General features: G+C 66.7%; 12 protein-coding genes and 1 pseudogene. 10 read left to right on the top strand and 3 right to left on the bottom strand.

Annotation, left to right across the window (positions count from 1 at the left end; genetic code table 11):
• Positions 1 to 22 precede the first annotated feature (22 nt).
• Complete coding sequence (locus tag AB0C04_RS21150; RefSeq protein ID WP_357057293.1) at positions 23 to 1,288, top strand: helix-turn-helix transcriptional regulator; 1,266 nt, start codon at positions 23 to 25, stop codon at positions 1,286 to 1,288.
• Here the strand turns inward: AB0C04_RS21150 and AB0C04_RS21145 are convergent.
• Positions 1,285 to 2,019 carry a haloacid dehalogenase-like hydrolase gene (locus AB0C04_RS21145; protein ID WP_357057133.1) on the bottom strand — a complete coding sequence of 245 codons (735 nt, stop codon included), beginning with the start codon at positions 2,017 to 2,019 and terminating at the stop codon, positions 1,285 to 1,287. The genes AB0C04_RS21150 and AB0C04_RS21145 overlap by 4 nt on opposite strands.
• A 547-nt stretch (positions 2,020 to 2,566) precedes the next feature.
• On the opposite strand from AB0C04_RS21145, the gene fxlM reads away from it, so the two are divergent.
• The 6 genes from fxlM (at position 2,567) to AB0C04_RS21115 (ending at position 10,460) form a co-directional block, all read left to right on the top strand.
• Complete coding sequence (gene fxlM, locus AB0C04_RS21140) at positions 2,567 to 3,796, top strand: methyltransferase, FxLD system (RefSeq protein WP_357057131.1); 1,230 nt, start codon at positions 2,567 to 2,569, stop codon at positions 3,794 to 3,796.
• Positions 3,797 to 3,847: 51 nt separating this feature from the next.
• Positions 3,848 to 4,042, top strand: coding sequence for an FxLD family lanthipeptide (locus AB0C04_RS21135; protein ID WP_357057129.1), 195 nt, complete (start codon positions 3,848 to 3,850; stop codon positions 4,040 to 4,042).
• A gap of 94 nt (positions 4,043 to 4,136) precedes the next feature.
• Positions 4,137 to 7,232 carry a lantibiotic dehydratase gene (locus tag AB0C04_RS21130; RefSeq protein ID WP_357057127.1) on the top strand — a complete coding sequence of 1,032 codons (3,096 nt, stop codon included), beginning with the start codon at positions 4,137 to 4,139 and terminating at the stop codon, positions 7,230 to 7,232.
• Complete coding sequence (locus tag AB0C04_RS21125; RefSeq protein ID WP_357057125.1) at positions 7,229 to 8,395, top strand: lanthionine synthetase C family protein; 1,167 nt, start codon at positions 7,229 to 7,231, stop codon at positions 8,393 to 8,395. Before AB0C04_RS21130 ends, AB0C04_RS21125 begins: the two co-directional genes overlap by 4 nt.
• 17 nt (positions 8,396 to 8,412) lie before the next feature.
• Positions 8,413 to 9,324 carry a thiopeptide-type bacteriocin biosynthesis protein gene (locus AB0C04_RS21120; RefSeq protein WP_357057123.1) on the top strand — a complete coding sequence of 304 codons (912 nt, stop codon included), beginning with the start codon at positions 8,413 to 8,415 and terminating at the stop codon, positions 9,322 to 9,324.
• Between the two features lie 2 nt (positions 9,325 to 9,326).
• Positions 9,327 to 10,460 (top strand): hypothetical protein, encoded by a 1,134-nt coding sequence (locus tag AB0C04_RS21115; protein WP_357057121.1) that lies wholly within the window; start codon positions 9,327 to 9,329, stop codon positions 10,458 to 10,460.
• A 450-nt stretch (positions 10,461 to 10,910) separates the two neighbouring features.
• Here AB0C04_RS21115 and AB0C04_RS21110 read toward each other — a convergent pair whose 3' ends face one another.
• Together AB0C04_RS21110 and AB0C04_RS21105 are read right to left on the bottom strand one after the other, a co-directional pair.
• The gene (locus tag AB0C04_RS21110; protein WP_357057119.1) at positions 10,911 to 11,132 is read right to left on the bottom strand and encodes a hypothetical protein; all 222 of its coding nucleotides are present in this window, start codon (positions 11,130 to 11,132) and stop codon (positions 10,911 to 10,913) included.
• Entirely contained in the window at positions 11,129 to 11,311 is a 183-nt protein-coding gene (locus AB0C04_RS21105; protein WP_357057117.1) for a hypothetical protein, read from the bottom strand. Before AB0C04_RS21105 ends, AB0C04_RS21110 begins: the two co-directional genes overlap by 4 nt.
• Between AB0C04_RS21105 and AB0C04_RS21100 the strand changes: the two are divergent.
• The 3 genes and pseudogenes from AB0C04_RS21100 to AB0C04_RS21090 form a co-directional block, all read left to right on the top strand.
• Positions 11,237 to 11,503: pseudogene (locus AB0C04_RS21100) on the top strand (IS701 family transposase); the annotation flags it as partial. The gene AB0C04_RS21105 and the pseudogene AB0C04_RS21100 sit on opposite strands and share 75 nt — an antisense overlap.
• Before the next feature lie 412 nt (positions 11,504 to 11,915).
• Positions 11,916 to 14,033, top strand: coding sequence for an N-6 DNA methylase (locus tag AB0C04_RS21095; protein ID WP_357057115.1), 2,118 nt, complete (start codon positions 11,916 to 11,918; stop codon positions 14,031 to 14,033).
• A gap of 34 nt (positions 14,034 to 14,067) precedes the next feature.
• Positions 14,068 to 15,471, top strand: coding sequence for a hypothetical protein (locus AB0C04_RS21090; protein ID WP_357057113.1), 1,404 nt, complete (start codon positions 14,068 to 14,070; stop codon positions 15,469 to 15,471).
• Position 15,472 lies beyond the last annotated feature (1 nt).

The following is a 15,472-nucleotide window of genomic DNA, read 5'->3' as shown; positions in this document are numbered from 1 at the left end:
CGTTCACCGTCGGGAGGTGCTGATGTCAGGCGTTCCACCGCAAGACGTAGCCACAGCATGGATCGGCCTTGGTCACATGCTTGCCCGCAGCCGAAAAGCTGCTGGTTACACACAAGAGACCTTTGCGCTTCGTGTTAACTATGGACGGAGCACGATCGCCAACGTGGAGACCGGCCGGCAACGAGTGCGGCGGGACTTCTGGACGCGAAGCGACGAGCTACTGGAGACTGGCGGCAGACTGACCCGAGAGTACGATCAGATCCAGCTTGCCCGCACCCGGCACGCGTCAAGCGGCATAACTGCTACTCAGCCTCTGGTCGCCGCGCGGCCGTCATCCGTCCTAACGGTGGAGGCGCTAGCGCTCACACCTGAGACCGACTACCTGATGGGTGAGTGGAACAGCTTCTCCACCCTCACCAGCATGCTAGCCCAGCAGCGTCAGGCCGTATCACCCAGCGCGCTACTCGGGCTTATCGAGGCGCACCGCGATTGCTTGTCGACGCTCTACCGTAAGGCCGGCCACGCACCCATCCGTGCGGATATCGGAGCCATGCTTGCAGAGGCCTCAATCGTCGCCAGCCGGCTCTGGAGCGCACAGGGCAAGCGCGCCCTCGCACTCGCTCACTGCGCCTCCGCCCGCCACTTGGGCGACCGGCTCGGCAATCGCAGGATTAGCGCGACTGCACGGATCTTTGAGAGCAACCTCCACTCGGAAGCCGCCACACTGATCGAAGCAGACGGTGACATCATGATTGGCCTGCGGCTACTCGACGAGGCCGCCCGCGCTTCCGCACATCTCAACGCCGCAGCACGAGCCCGAATAGCCGCCGAACAAGCCCAAGCCTATGCCGCCCTGCGGCTTCCACGCGAGGCTGCTGCGGCCCTGGAGCGCGCAGAAAATGCGGTCAACGATTTGTCACCAGCCGACTGTGTCGGCCTCTATAGCGACTGGAGCAACGCCCGGCTCCATGTCTACGAGGGCACATGCCACCTACTTCTCGGCCAGCTCCACCAGGCTATAAAGGTGCTCGAAAACGCAGTACAAATGCTGGAACCCGACCAGAGCAACATCAACGTCGCCCTCGCCGCAGCAGTAGACCTGGCCAGCGCCTACGCCGAGGCCGGCGAACTTGAACAAGGCTGCGCCCTGCTCGGCAACACCTACGATCAGCTTAAAGCCGGTGGAAACCATCGAGGCATCGCTCGAGCTCAAAGAGCCCGAGAGCGACTGGCCCGATGGCGCGCCGAGCCGGCTGTCCTCGAACTTGAGGAGCAGATGGCCGCCTAACAGGTGGCCGGCGAGCTGCCCGAGCTCAACAGAGAACTGACGGCGGCAACCACCATCGTTGGGTCGAGACTGTCGAGTACCAGGTCAGGTTCGTACGAGGCCAACTCCTGACGCCCAATCCGGTGAGCGACGACGGCGACACGAAAGTCGGCGTGACGTGCGCAAGCGATGTCGTTGGGCGCATCCCCTATGACGACGACTCGATCAGGTTCCAGCTGGTGACCGTAGATCGCGGAGTAGCGCTGAGCAACGATTACCGGAAGCTGAAACCGGTCTCGAGCGTCCGACCCGAATCCGCCGATGCGAAGGTCGAGAAACTCATTCAAGCCCGCCACGTGCAGCTTCACCTCGGCGGCCGAACGTAGATTGCCGGTCAGCACGGTCTGGGTGAAACCACGATCGTGCAACTCCGCGATGCTCGCCACCGCACCTGGATACGGCGCTTGGATCTCAGCCAACTCCCGCTGACCCTCTTGCATGACTGTGACGATGGCCCGACGGAAGGCGGGTATGCCCGCCTCCGCAGCTGACGGGTCGACGCCCGAGGCGATCGCCGTGTCGACGGCAATCGACTCGTCCGTATACCCATGCACTCTCTTCTCAGGAAACACAACCTCGGACTCCGCGATGCCGTAGGCACGAGCGACCGCTCGCGTCAGCCAGCGCAAGTCCGCAGGGATGAGCGTCCCGTCAACGTCCCAGATAACCAAGCCTGCGCTGCCGTGGTTCATAGCAGCATCGTCGCACGCGTACGGGCAGTTGACTCTGTCGAGCGTCGCGGGGGTTCGCGGCCGGGCTGAATGGCCAGACACCGGAGCGTCCCCTCTGAAACGCCACCTCAGCCACGCTTCGGAAGAAGGAGTTCACGGCTGCCGCTGGTACAGACCATCGCGGATCCGCGCTTGCTGATGGTGCGGGGACTTGTCCATGCCGTGTCGGTGGATTGTCAAAGCTCGAGGGCGTGTCTGTCCGACAACGTCCGACGGCGGCGATCGTAGTGGAGCCTGCTTCGAACGGCCGAAGAACTCCGCACCGTCCGAAAGGTCACACCCAAGGGCGCCCCCCTTTGTTGCCCTACCTGGCGGCGGTCATCGCGCTAGCAATAGCTGTCGACGGCGTGCTGTGCCAACGTCACCGGGCGGCGCCAGCAGACACCCCCGTCCCCGGCCGCCGGCTCATCCTGGACCCGATAGCACTGCTGGCCGCACCGTCGATGCTGGCTCGCCCGTTGCGAGCGAGAACAGTGTCCCGAGCCGACTGAGGAAGAGGAAGTAGCGAGTGAGCCAGACAACGGACATAGAATCCGCTTCCGATCGCGCCGTCGAGCTGCGTGCCGCTCTCGTCAGCGACTTGCGCGCCCAGCAAAAGATCACCTCGGAGGTGGTGGAGGCGGCGGTGCGTCGGGTGCCGCGCGAGCGGTTCATGCCCGACGGCACCGACCTGGGCGTCGCCTACGGCTTCGACAACTCGGTGGTGACCAAGCGCGACGAGCACGGTGCGCCGATCTCGTCGGTGTCTGCGGCTTACATCCAGGCGCGGATGTTGGAGCAGGCCGAGCTCGCGCCGGGCATGACGGTGTTGGAGGTCGGCTCGGGTGGTCTGAACGCCGCGTACCTTGCGGAGATCGTCGGCCCGGAGGGTCGGGTTGTCAGTGTGGACATCGACCCGGAGGTCGTCGACCGGGCCGCGACGTTGCTCGAAGAGAACGGTTACGGCAGCCGTGTCCGCGTTCTCGTCGCCGACGCAGAGAACGGTGTGCCCGACGAGGGGCCGTTCGACGCGATTATCGTCACCGTTGGCGCGTGGGATATCGCTCCCGCCCTGCTCGATCAGCTGCGCGAGGGCGGCGTGATCGTTCTGCCGCTGATCATGAATGCGGTCACGAGGACGATCGGCTTCCGTCGCGTCGGCGATCACCTGGTCAGCAGGTCGGTGGAGGTCGCTGGATTCGTACCGATGCAGGGCGACGGCGCGCACCCCGATCGGGTGTTCCTGCTGCCTGACGCGAATGGCCGGCACGTACGGCTCCTGTTCGACTCCGGCGTGCCTGATCGCCTGGACCGTCTCGACGGTGTCCTTACCGCCAAGCGGACCGAGCTGTGGTCTGGCGTGACCATCGGCAATGGGGTGTCGTTCGCCGACCTGCAGCTGTGGTTCGCGTGGTTCCTGCCTGGCTTCTGCCGCGTCGCTGCCGACGAGGGCACCGACCTGGATGCCGAGCGCCTCTGGTTCCCCTTCGGTGTCGTCGACGGCGCGGGCTTCGCCTACCTGGCGTTGCGATCCGCGTCCCGGGGGGAGGGGTTCGAGTTCGGGGCCCGCGCCTTCGGTCCCGACGGCGAGCAGGCCGCCGCCGCGATGGTCGAGCAGATTCGGGCCTGGGATCGCGACGGGCGCGACGTCCAGCCCCGCTTCGGCTACTGGCCCACCGACAGCGACCACACCCCCATCCCCGCTGACGCTGCCGTCATAGACAAGACCCACGGCGTGGTCTCGATCTCCTGGTCCTGACGACCAGGTGGCACCACCCCACAACCCCTCTAGGAAAGGAGAGTGATGTCGATGGCTTCGCCGACCGCGATCCTCGACGACCCGCCGAGCGATGCCGAGGTCGTCACCGACGACGACTTCGTGCTCGACATGCGGGTGGTCGAGGCCACCACGCCGCTGGTGACCATGGCGTGCAGCACGAGCGACGGCTGCGGAAGCAGCTGCGGCACCAGCGCCTGCGCCACGTCGTCTTACGACCCGGCCTGACCCCTCAGGCTCCGCAAAGCAGTAGTGCCGTCGGAGCCCGCGCCGCGCGGGCTCCGACGGGCCCTTACCCCTTCTTCGCGGCAGGAGGCGAAAGATGCCGCCCCAGCGCAATTTTCAGCCGATCGGCCCGGTGCTGGTCCGGGCCAACACCGACCCGGGCGACCTCGCCCCCGAGCCGGCAGGAAACCTGGTCGGCACCGCGGCCAGCGCCGAGGCTGGCCTCGCATGGCTGGCCAAGCAGTGGGGTCGGCCAGAAGTCCGGGACGCCATCTCACTGGCGAGCGCGGACCTGGCTCGTAAGGTCGATCAGCTCATCTCGTGCGACGCGACACGCGTAACGGCCGGTGCTGTCCGCCGCGCCGTGCTCGCGACGTGCGGCTACCTGCTGCGGTGGAGGCGGCGGACCACTCCCTTCGGGGTCTTCGCCGGGATCACGACCGCTGCCGTCGGTCCGGCCGCCGCGACATTCGGAGAGCGGCATCGTGCGATGGCCCGCGTAGATGGCGATTGGCTCAACCGGGTCGTTGACCGCCTGGAGGCGCATCGCGCTCTGCGGCGACGGCTGATCGTCGTGGCCGACAGCGCCGCTGTCGTGCGTGACGGCCGCGTCGTCGTCGCCGCCCAGTCATCGCTGGGGCAGCGGACGCCCGGAATGCTGCGGGAGACGTCCACCAAAAACACGGCAGCTGTCGGGCTGGTCCTCCGGCTCGCGGCGTGGCCGATTCTTCTCGATCGGCTCCTCGCACGGGTCGCGCACGAGGTGCCTCAGGTGCCGGTTTCCACCGTCGAGGCGATGCTGCACGGCCTGATCGACGGTGGTTTCCTCATCACCAACCTTCGCCCGCCGATGACCGCCGTGGACGGCTTGACTCACGTCATCGACGTCCTCAGTAGCGCCTGTGCGGCCGAATTGCCCGAGGTGGCGAGCAGCTTCGAGCAGCTCCGCGCGATCCGGCAACTGCTGACGCGCCACAACGTGCAGGTAGACGGCTCGAAGGCGATGCTCGTCCGGGCTGAGGTGGTTGAGCCGATGAGTGTTCTGGCGCCCGACGCAGAGCATCAACTCGCGGTCGACATGCGCCTTGATGCCCAGATCAATATCCCGCCGCCGGTACTAAACGAGGCGGCGCGCGCCGCCGACGTGCTGATGCGCTTGAGCACACAGCCGTTCGGGACGGTGGCGTGGCTGGACTACCACGCCCGCTTCCGCGACCGCTACGGCCCCGGTGCACTGGTGCCCGTCCGGGAGCTGCTCGCTGACTCCGGCCTCGGCTACCCGACCGGGTTCCTCGGTGCGCCCCGCGCCCGTCCCGCCTGGCGTGTCATCACGGAACGTGACAACCACCTGCAGGCCCTCATCCAGCAAGCGATCCTGGACGGCGCCGACGAGATCCATCTCACCGAGTCTGACGTCGAGGCGCTCACCGTTGGCGATCACCGCACCGCCGTCCCGCCGCCCCGGGTCGAGGTTGCCTTCGCCGTTCACGCCGCCACCGCCGACGCCGTCGACCGAGGTGAGTTCAGGGTGCAGATCACCGGCGCGCCCCGTACTCCGTCGAGCATGGCCGGCCGATTCGCCTACCTCCTCCACCCATCTGAGCAGAAGCAGATCGCCGCCTCCTTCACCACCGAATCTGACAAGGCGCTAACGGTGCAGCTGTCGTTCCCGCCCCGCCTGCCGCGAAACCAGAACGTCACCCGCGTCGGCCGCATCCTGCCCTTCGTGCTCCCGCTGTCCGAGCAGCCCGACTGGCCGGACATCAGCGTGGACGAGGTAGCCGTGACGGCCGACGGCGAGCAGATGTACCTCGTCCACCGGCCCACCGGCCGGCGGATCGTTGCGTACATCCCGCACGCCCTGGACACCATCGTGCAGAGCCCACCGCTAGCCAGGTTCCTCGCCGAGGTCGCCGACGCCCGCAGCATCGCCTTCGGCCCGTTCGATCACGGCGCCGCCGCCCGCAACCTGCCCTACGTGCCGCGCATCCGCTATGGCCGGATCATCCTCGCCCCGGCGCGCTGGCTACTGACCTCTCTTGACCTGCCGCCCCGCACCGCAGGGGACACCGAGGACCCGTGGGATGTGGCCCTCGCCGAGTGGCGGCGGCGGTGGCGCGTTCCCGCCCGCGTGGTGGCCTGCCACAGCGAGCTCCGGCTTCCTCTCAACCTCGACCACGCGCTGGACCGCACCCTCCTACGAACCCGGCTGAGCGGCGCGGACAGACTCGAACTCCGCGAAGACGCCCCTGTCGAGGGCCACGGTTGGACCGCGGGTCGACGCGTCGAATTCCTTACCGCGATGGCACCAACCGCGCCGCGGGTCCGTCGCCTCCCCGTCACTGCACCCCCAGGTGAGACGCTGCGGCCCGGTACTTCCACCGTCCTGCACGCCCAGCTCATCGGCACGCCGGCCCGATTCGACGAACTACTTACCACCCACCTACCACGATTGGCTGACCAGCTCGCCGGCCTCGGCCTCCAGCGTTGGTGGATCAGACGACACCGCGACACCATCCGCGTCGAAGCCGACCAGCACCTGTCCCTGTACCTCCGGCTCACCGAACCCGCCGTACACGCCGCCGCCTACGCAGCCCTGGCTGAGTTCGCCGCCGACCTCGCCGCCCGCGCCCTGCCCGCCCAACTCATTCTCGCCCCGTACCACCAACACCCTGCCCGCTACGGTCACGGCCCCGCCCTGCAAGCCGCCGAGCAGGTCTTCGCTGCCGACACCACCGCCGCCATCGCACAACTCCGCACCGCCGAGAAGACCGGCATACCCGCTCAGGCGCTCGCCGCAGCCTCCATGGCGCGACTCGCCGCCGCCTTCGCTCCCGACCCTCGCACCGGCTACCGCAACCTGCTGTCCTGCCTCCAGCAGGCCACGGCACCAGCCGAGCGCGCCATCACCGACCTGGCCCGCCGGCTAGCCGACCCCACCAGCGATTACCACGACCTACGGGCGCTGCCCAGCGGGGACACCACCGCAGCCGCCTGGCAGGCCCACGACCGCGCCCTGTCGGCCTACTACGCGTGCCTGATGCCGCAGCGCGGTCCCACCAGCGTGCTGCGGACTCTCTTGCATGAGCACCACATGCGCGCGGTCGGCGTGGACCCCGACTTCGAGCGCGCCACTAACCATGCCGCGCGAGCCGCAGCGATGCGTTGCCTAGCGGCGGCAGGCACTCGATGACCGCCACCAGCGAGCAGCCCAATTCCGCGACGGGCGAAGCCGACGGGCAGTCGCTTGCTACCGGCAGCGTCGGGCCTGCCCTGCTGGCGATCGAACAGGCTCTTCGCGGGACCGGAACTTGGGCGACGGCGCACCTCCTCGTCACGCAGGCCACGAGCGGCCCCGTCGATGCCGGACGTCATGCGGGCCTGTACTACGGCGGACCCGCCATCCTGTTCACCCTCAACGCCGCCACCGCCGACGGCCACGAGCGGTACGCCGCCGCCCGGCAACACCTCACCCTGCACGTCCGGCGGCTCGTCCGGGAACGCCTCACCGACGCGGACAACCGCCTGCGACGCGGCCAGGCCGCCGCATTTGGCGAGTACGACCTGTTTTACGGACTCAATGGGCTCGGCGCACTCCTGCTCCGGGACCTACCCGACAGCGACGAACTCGCCGACCTACTGACCTACGTCACGCGACTCACCGAACCTCACACCGACGACGCGCAGCAACTGCCCGGCTGGTGGGTCGACCACGACCCCGACCCCACGCTGCCTACCCCTGGCGGCCACGCCAACCTCGGAATGGCCCACGGCGCCGCTGGCCTGCTCGCCCTACTCGCCCTCGCCCTACGCGGCGGCAGGCAAGTCGACCGGCAGACAGAGGCGATCGAGCGCCTGTGCGCCTGGTTCGAACGGTGGCAGCAGTACAGCGCCCACGGACCGTGGTGGCCACAGTGGCTCACCCGCGACGATTTCCGAACCGGCCGCCCAACACAGGAACGCCCCGGCAGGCCCTCGTGGTGCTACGGCACGCCCGGCATCGCCCGAGCCCTCCAACTCGCCGCCATCGCCACCAACCAACCCGCCCGCCAGGCAGCAGCCGAAACGGCGCTCGCGGCTAGCCTGACCAGCACTCAACTCGACCAGCTGACCGACCCCGGCATCTGCCACGGCCTCGCCGGGCTCCACGCGACCACCTATCGGGCGTCCCAAGACGCCCTCACATCGGACATCGCCGCGCAGCTTCCCGCGCTGACTCAACGCCTCCGACGCGTCCCCCGCACCGACCACACCGGATTCCTCACGGGCGGCTCCGGCTGCCTCCTCGCGTCGGAAACCGCGCGCACGAGCACACCTCCTCTTACCAGGTGGGACGCATGCCTACTGATCGCCTGACCCTCAACCCATATCGGATGACCGCTGCCGTGGAGGCGGTCCTCGCGGGCGCTCCGATGGTCACCGCGGCTGCCGAGGCCGACATGGACGCCGACGACCTTGACCTCGCCGTGCAGGCCTACCGCGCTGCCGGACTCACCGCTCTGCAACGCCGCCACGATGCCGCCTGGCTACATGCTCTAATCAGGCCGGTCGACTGGAACACCGCCGAGACCGCAATCCGGACGCAAGTCGCTTCGCACCTCAACCAACTCGACGGGCAGACCGGCTGGTGGTTCCTGCGCAAACACCCGGACTGGCGGATCCGAATCCGCGGTGTCCATTCCGAGGCCGTACGCGCACTGCTCGATGACTTCACCAAGAGCGGCGTCATCGCCGGCTGGAAACCAGGGATTTACGAACCCGAGACGGGAGCGTTCGGCGGAGACACCGCCATGGCCATCGTGCACGAGCTGTTCTGCGCCGACAGCCGGGGCGTCCTCGACTACAGCGGGAATCCCGCACCCCCGATCGGCCGCCGCGAGCTGTCACTGCTGCTCATCCGAACCCTGCAGCACCACGCGGGACTCGACTGGTTCGAGACAGCGGACGTTTTCGACCAGGTAGCCCAGATGCGCCCCGCCCCCGCAGCCGCCGACACCAACCGCGTCGACCAGCTTGCCGCCCAGATGCGGCCCCTCCTCGCGCTCCCGGCCGCCGCGATGTTCGCCCCCGGTGAACCCTGTGGCGACGCCAACACCTGGCACGCAGCCTTCGCCACCGCCGGCCGCCAGCTCGCCGACGCCGGGCACACCGGACGACTTCGCCGAGGCATCCGCGCCGTTCTCGCCCAGATCGTGATTTTCCACTGGAACCGGCTCGACCTACCGGCCCACGCACAAGGAATCCTCGCCCACGCCGCGACCGCCGCCATCCTGTCCAGGAGCTGACCATGTACCACGCCAGCGTCGCCGCCGCCCTGCGCTACTTCCCGCTCCTCGGTCGCCCCCGCCCCGCCTGCCCAGCCCTACCGCTGCGTCTCCAAGAGATCGCCGACTCCGCCGAAACCGCGATCCAGAAGCGTGAGCACGGGATGCCCGACGCGGCACACACCCTGAACAAGGCGGCGCTCATCGCCAGTGACGCCGGCATGACTGACCTCGCCCGAAAGCTGTGCTGGCGACACATCAACGCCTACCGCCGCAAGGGCCGGCCGCTGTCGATCATCGAAGCCCGCTACATGCTCGAACCCGTCCTCAACCTGGCCCGTCTCCAGATCCGCGCCGATCACGGCGCGCCAGCACTGCGCCTCCTGGAGTCCATGTACGACGCCGTCACCCACCGCACCGACCTGATCGTGGATGACCACGCCCTGCCCACCGCCACCCTCGACGGCGAAGCCGGCGAACGTCGCAAGCTGCGCGAGTGGGTTTGGTTGCAACTGCTTGGAGAAGGCGTCCGCATTCTCGCCCTCAGTAACCGCTGGGCCGACGCCGCTGCCTTGGCCCAGAAGCACAACGGCATCGGCCGTCATCTGATGGAAGGACGGCAGGCGGCCATTATCGCCGCCTGCATCCAGGACAAGCCCGCACAGGGACGGAAGATCCTCGCCGACAGCACGCTAACCGAGCCATGGGAGCAGCAGGTAGCCTCCCGTCTCAACGTCATCTGCGCAGGACCGACGAGCCCGGGCGTCAGCCACCACCACGCGACCGCCACCGAGCAGCTCGCAGGGCCGATTTCCGCGCCCAACTACGCGTCTTACCGGGCGCGACTGGGACTCACTACCGCGATCCTCGCCAGCCCTACTCGCCTCGAACTCGCGGAACGCCTCTTGCACCGGACTGCCCAACAGGCCATCGACACTACCGATGGCTACGCCGCTCGGGACATCCTCAGCTTCCGCGAGCCCTTGGCCGGCATCACGGCTGACCAGTACGCCGATCTGCGCCGTGCCACCGCCGAAGCGGGCCTCACGCCGGGCGGGCTGACGGGACCGGCCTTAGAGGCAATCTGTCAAGTATCAGAGCTGGCGGAAAAAGCCTTAAGAGCCGCCCTCTCAATGAGTGAGCCCTTTCCAACCTGATCTTGCAGGTCAGGGTGGTAGGCCGGGGCCGCGGGTCGATGAGGGCGACGCTCCAGCTAAGACAGCAGACCGACCAAAACCCACGAGGACGAGGACGAGTGAAGAACTGCACGCCGGCTCTGCCGTGCGCCGGCCCTCCAAATCATCGGGACGAGTGGTGACCGGTGTGAAGAAACGCCTCGCGCCGACCGACGTGGCCGCGCTCGCTCTCGCCGCAAGCAAGGCGGCGGCGCGCAAGATAGCCAGTCGGGGGCAAGCTCACCCGACACGGCAGGAAGCAGCGGGCCCGGTACGACCTCGACGAGCTGCTGAATCTGGTCGATCGGCGCGCCGAAGCGCAGCCCGCTTGACGATCACCGTCATGTCGTGCCCCGCTTGATCACGGTGGGGCATCGTCACCGCTAGATAAGCCCGCCAGTGCGCGGGCCTTCTGTGAACCCGGGGTTCAAGCTACCGCCGCTTGAACCTATCCAGCTCCGCCTGCGCCTTGAGCCTCCGCCGTTGACGGTCGTTGCCCTTACGGATGTCGTGATCGGTCCACATGAACAACAGCCAGATGGCAACGCCGAAGCACGCAAGGAATTGCAGGTAGGGGTTGGTCTTCAGGTAGCCGCCAAATGTGGCCAGGAGGTAGAGCACTGCGGCGGCGACGAGATTCGCGAGCACGTTCACCCCGCCGTCACGTATGAACTTTCGGCGCCGAGCCCGCGCTTCCTCGACAGCGTTGGTTCCACGACCAGCAGGGTATGGCCATCGGTCAATAGGCACTGAGCAACGGAGCGAAAGGCCACCGCTACTTCGACTGGGCATTCGTCACCCTGCCCCTGGCCGCCGACCACCATCACGGTCACCACTGGCTGCTGCTTCGCCGTAACCGCACCACTGGTGAACTCGCGTTCTACCACTGCTGGTCACGCCAACTCGTCCCGCCGCACCACCTGGTCGCCGTCGCCGGCCGACGCTGGAGCATCGAGGAATCGTTCCAGGCAGCAAAAACGGGCCTCGGCCTGGACCAGCACCGCCGCTGGCGAGCCTGGCATCGCTGCCGGACCGCACGATCCGTCGCCTGCTGCGCCATGGGCCGAGCCCGGTCTCGGCGAGCAGGGCCACGAACTGGCTCTCGGGGTGGATGGCCAGATGAGCGGCCTACTCGGCCGATGACAGCGCCGACGGTGCGATCACCAAGGCCGCGCCGGTGGTGAGTGGGCGGGCCGGTTTTGGCAAGGTTGTCAGGTGAGGGGCGTAAATGTCACGAACTGGACTCTTCTACACGTATAAGGAAAATCTGGCTGACTGTGCGGCTGCGGGAAGTGTCGCACACCCCTGGTAAGCCGATGTCCGGGCGTGGCTGGGCACCCTGATCTGGCTCGCGCCTAGGATTCGGGCACGATGGGGTGCTGCAGCGCCCCGAGGACGTGACGCGGCACGTGGAACGAGAGGGCTGAGCGTAGAACGATGACGGACGACACGGACGTGGGTACCGAGCTGACTGCCGCCGATATCGATGAGGTTGACGAGGTGGAGGCCAATTCAACAGCCACGGGCGGGTCGCTGGCCGAAGACGAGATTATCGACTACATCACCGACCGGCCGGTCAAGCTGCGCGGCAACGAGGATGTCCGGCAACGGATCGCCCGCGCGCTGTTCCTGGAGTACGGAATCTCTGTCGACGACATGGAGCGGGACTTTCCCATCCCGGTGTCGATCGACGGCCGCCGTCGGGGTACCAAGCGGGCGGATATCGCGGTGTTCGCTCCTGGACGCGAGCACACCCTGGGCAACCTGCAGCGGGTGGTGGTGTGCAAGCCGGAACCGAAGGGCGGCCGAGCGGTCACCAAGATCCGGACCCACGACCAGGCGCAGAAAGACCTCGAAGCGCTGCAGGACCTGCTCGGGCAGGACCAGACCCCGCAGGCTCAGTACGGCATGTGGACCAATGGGCTGGACTTCTTCTTCCTGTACCGTGAGTCCACCCGGTTCGGAGTGAGCTTCGAGCCGCGCGCCGACTGGCCGATCGCCACCGACAGCGTCAGCGGCACGTTCGGCACGGCGGTACGCCTACGGCGTGGCGAGGCCGCCATGCTCAAGACGGTATTCCGGCGCTGCCACAACTACGTGCACGGCAACGAGGGGCTCCCTAAGGACGCCGCCTTCTGGCAGTTCCTCTACGTCATCTTTGCCAAGGTGCACGACGAGCGGGAGAGCCGTCGCCTGGGTATCCCGAGGCGCTTCTACGCGCTGCCGCAGGAGCCGTTCAGTAACGAAGGACGGCAGGCGATTCACGATCGCATACTCGCCTTATTCGCGGACGTGAAGCGCCGGTACGAGACCTTCACCGAGCGAGACGAGATCACGCTCTCACCCCGGGCGCTTGCGTTCATCGTGGGTGAGCTTTCGTCCTACGACCTCGGCGGCACGGACATTGACGTCAAGGGCATCGCTTACCAGGAGTTGGTGGGCACCAACCTGCGGGGCGACCGCGGCCAGTACTTCACGCCCCGAGGCGCGGTCGAGCTCATGGTGGAGATCCTCGACCCACAGGAGGGCGACACCGTGTTCGACCCTGCCTGCGGGACCGGCGGGTTCCTGCGGGCTACCCTGCGGCACTTGCTCAAGAAGTGGCAGGCCGAGGAGGGCACTGCCGGGCTGCCCGACACCGAGGAGCAGTTGGAGACCCACCAGGAGCGGCTGGCGGCGTACGTCGCGGGCCACCTGTACGGGGCAGACTTCGATCCGTTCCTGGTACGTGCCACGAGCATGAGCATCATGCTGCTCACCGGGGTGACGGGCAACGTGTTCCACATGGACTCACTGGCCTTCCCCAAGGGGCACCTGCCCGGTCTGGCCGAGGCCCGCAGGCGCCTGCCGCTCGACGAGCCTGTCGTCGACATCCTGATGACCAACCCGCCTTTCGGGACCGATATCAAGATCGAGGACGGGGATATCCTCGACCAGTACCGCGGCGGTGTGGCCCAGCCGTGGTCGCGCAACCGTGAGACTGGCGCGGTCGAGGCGGCTCCTGGCAGTCGGGTCTCGGCGATGTCGCCGGAGCAGCTGTTCATCCAGCGGGCCGTCGAGTGGGTCCGACCCGGTGGCAAGGTTGGCATCGTCCTCCCCAACGGGATCCTGTCCAACCCCGGCCCGTCCGACGAGGGCATCCGGCGCTGGATCCTTGACAACTGCTGGGTGCTTGCCAGCGTCGAGCTGCCCGTAGAGACGTTCGTGGTCGACGCGAACGTCAACATCCTCACCTCGCTGCTGTTCCTGAAAAGGAAGACCGATCGCGAGCGGCTGGCCGCCGACCTGGGCCAGCAGGTGGACTATCCGGTCTTCATGGCTGTAGCCGAGAAGGTCGGCTTCGACCGGCGAGGTAACGCGGTGTACAAGCGCCGCCCCGATGGCGAGGTCGTCACCGAGCCGACGGAGGAGGTTGAGAACGTTCGCCGCAACGGGGTCGAGACGATCCGGCGGATCGTCCGCCGACGCAAGGCCGTCGACAACGATCTTCCGGAGATCGCGAAGGCGTACCGGCGGTTCCGCGAGCGTCATCCCGAGCCCGGGGCGCTGCGATGAACGGCCGGATCGACTGGTTCCCCGAGGAGACTCCGTGAAGCTCGCCGAAATCGAGAATCCGGTCCGTGCCGCCTGGCTCGCGGACCAGGGCTTCCGCCTCGACCCCGGCCCATACGTCTCCGAGGGGTACGCGGCACGAACGCTGCTCCAGCGTTTCCCTCGGACTGAGCCGCTCCAAGATGTCACCACCCGCATCTTCCATGCCGGCCGTTTCCGCCGACAATGGACCACCCATCAGCAGCACGGAGTTCCCTTTCTCGGAAGTGCCGACATCTTTCAGGCGGATCTGTCCAATCTGCAGATGATCACGAAGAGATCCTTCGCCGAAACCCCGAATCTCCCGCTGGAGCCGGGGTGGACGCTGATCACCTGTTCCGGCATGACATCTGGACGTGTCACCTACGCCAGGCTCAGCATGAACGGGTCCGCATGTAGCCAAGATGTGATGCGAGCCGTTCCTGACCAAACGAGAATTTCGCCGGGATACCTCTACACGTTCCTTGCTGGGCCGCTTGGCGCTTCAATGATCAAGGGAGGTATCTATGGCACCAGTGTACGTCATATCGAACCAAGCCATATCGCCGACATTCCGGTCCCTCGGCTCGACGAGGAGACAGAACTGAAGATCGACGGCCTCATCCAGGAGGCTATGCAACTTCGGCAGCGGTTCGAAGACGGCATTCAGGCTGCTACACAAGATCTATTCAAATCCGCTGGACTTCCTGAGCTTCTCGACCTTCTCTGGCACGATCAGTCTCGCGACCTCGAATTTAGTGCCGAGCCAACGTCGACGACCATCAGGGCATTGAATCATTCCCCCCGAGCGCAGCGCCTCCTTTCAACTCTGAGGAGCGTTCCTTACCGGACCCTCGGAAGTATTTGCGGCGGCGGGCAACTCAGCTCGGGAGTTCGCTTTAAGAGAGTTGATAGCAATCCCGATTTTGGCGCAAGGCTAATCGGTCAGCGACAAGGCTTTTGGCTCCGCCCGGAAGGGCGATGGATTGATCCTGGACAGGCGCCTCCCGGCATCTACGCTAAAGATGAGACTGTCCTCATTGCGGCACAAGGGACGCTGGGTGAGAGTGAGGTCTATTGCCGCCCTGTCTTCGTAACTGGAACTTGGCTGGAGCATGTGTACAGCCAGCACTTTCTTCGCGTGGTGTCTGGCGATCCGGAGTTCCCTGGCGCGTACTTGTTCGCTTTCCTCCGGTCGGAGGCGGCGTTCAGAATGTTGCGCTCCATGAGCGTCGGCGGTAAGCAGCAAGACATCCATCCAGAGCTACGGGTTGAGTTGCCCGTGCCGGTGTGTACAGCATCCGACAGGGAGCGTATCGCTGAGACGGTCCGGCAGGCCTACCAAGATCGCGACCAGGCTGATAGGAAAGAGGATCTAGCGTTTGCCCTGTTGGACGAGGCGGTGCGAGAGGCGGCGCGGTAGG

Origin of the sequence: Micromonospora sp. NPDC048909 (assembly GCF_040649635.1) — a bacterium.
Classification (GTDB): Bacteria; Actinomycetota; Actinomycetes; order Mycobacteriales; family Micromonosporaceae; genus Micromonospora.
This window is presented reverse-complemented; position numbering and strand designations above follow the sequence as displayed.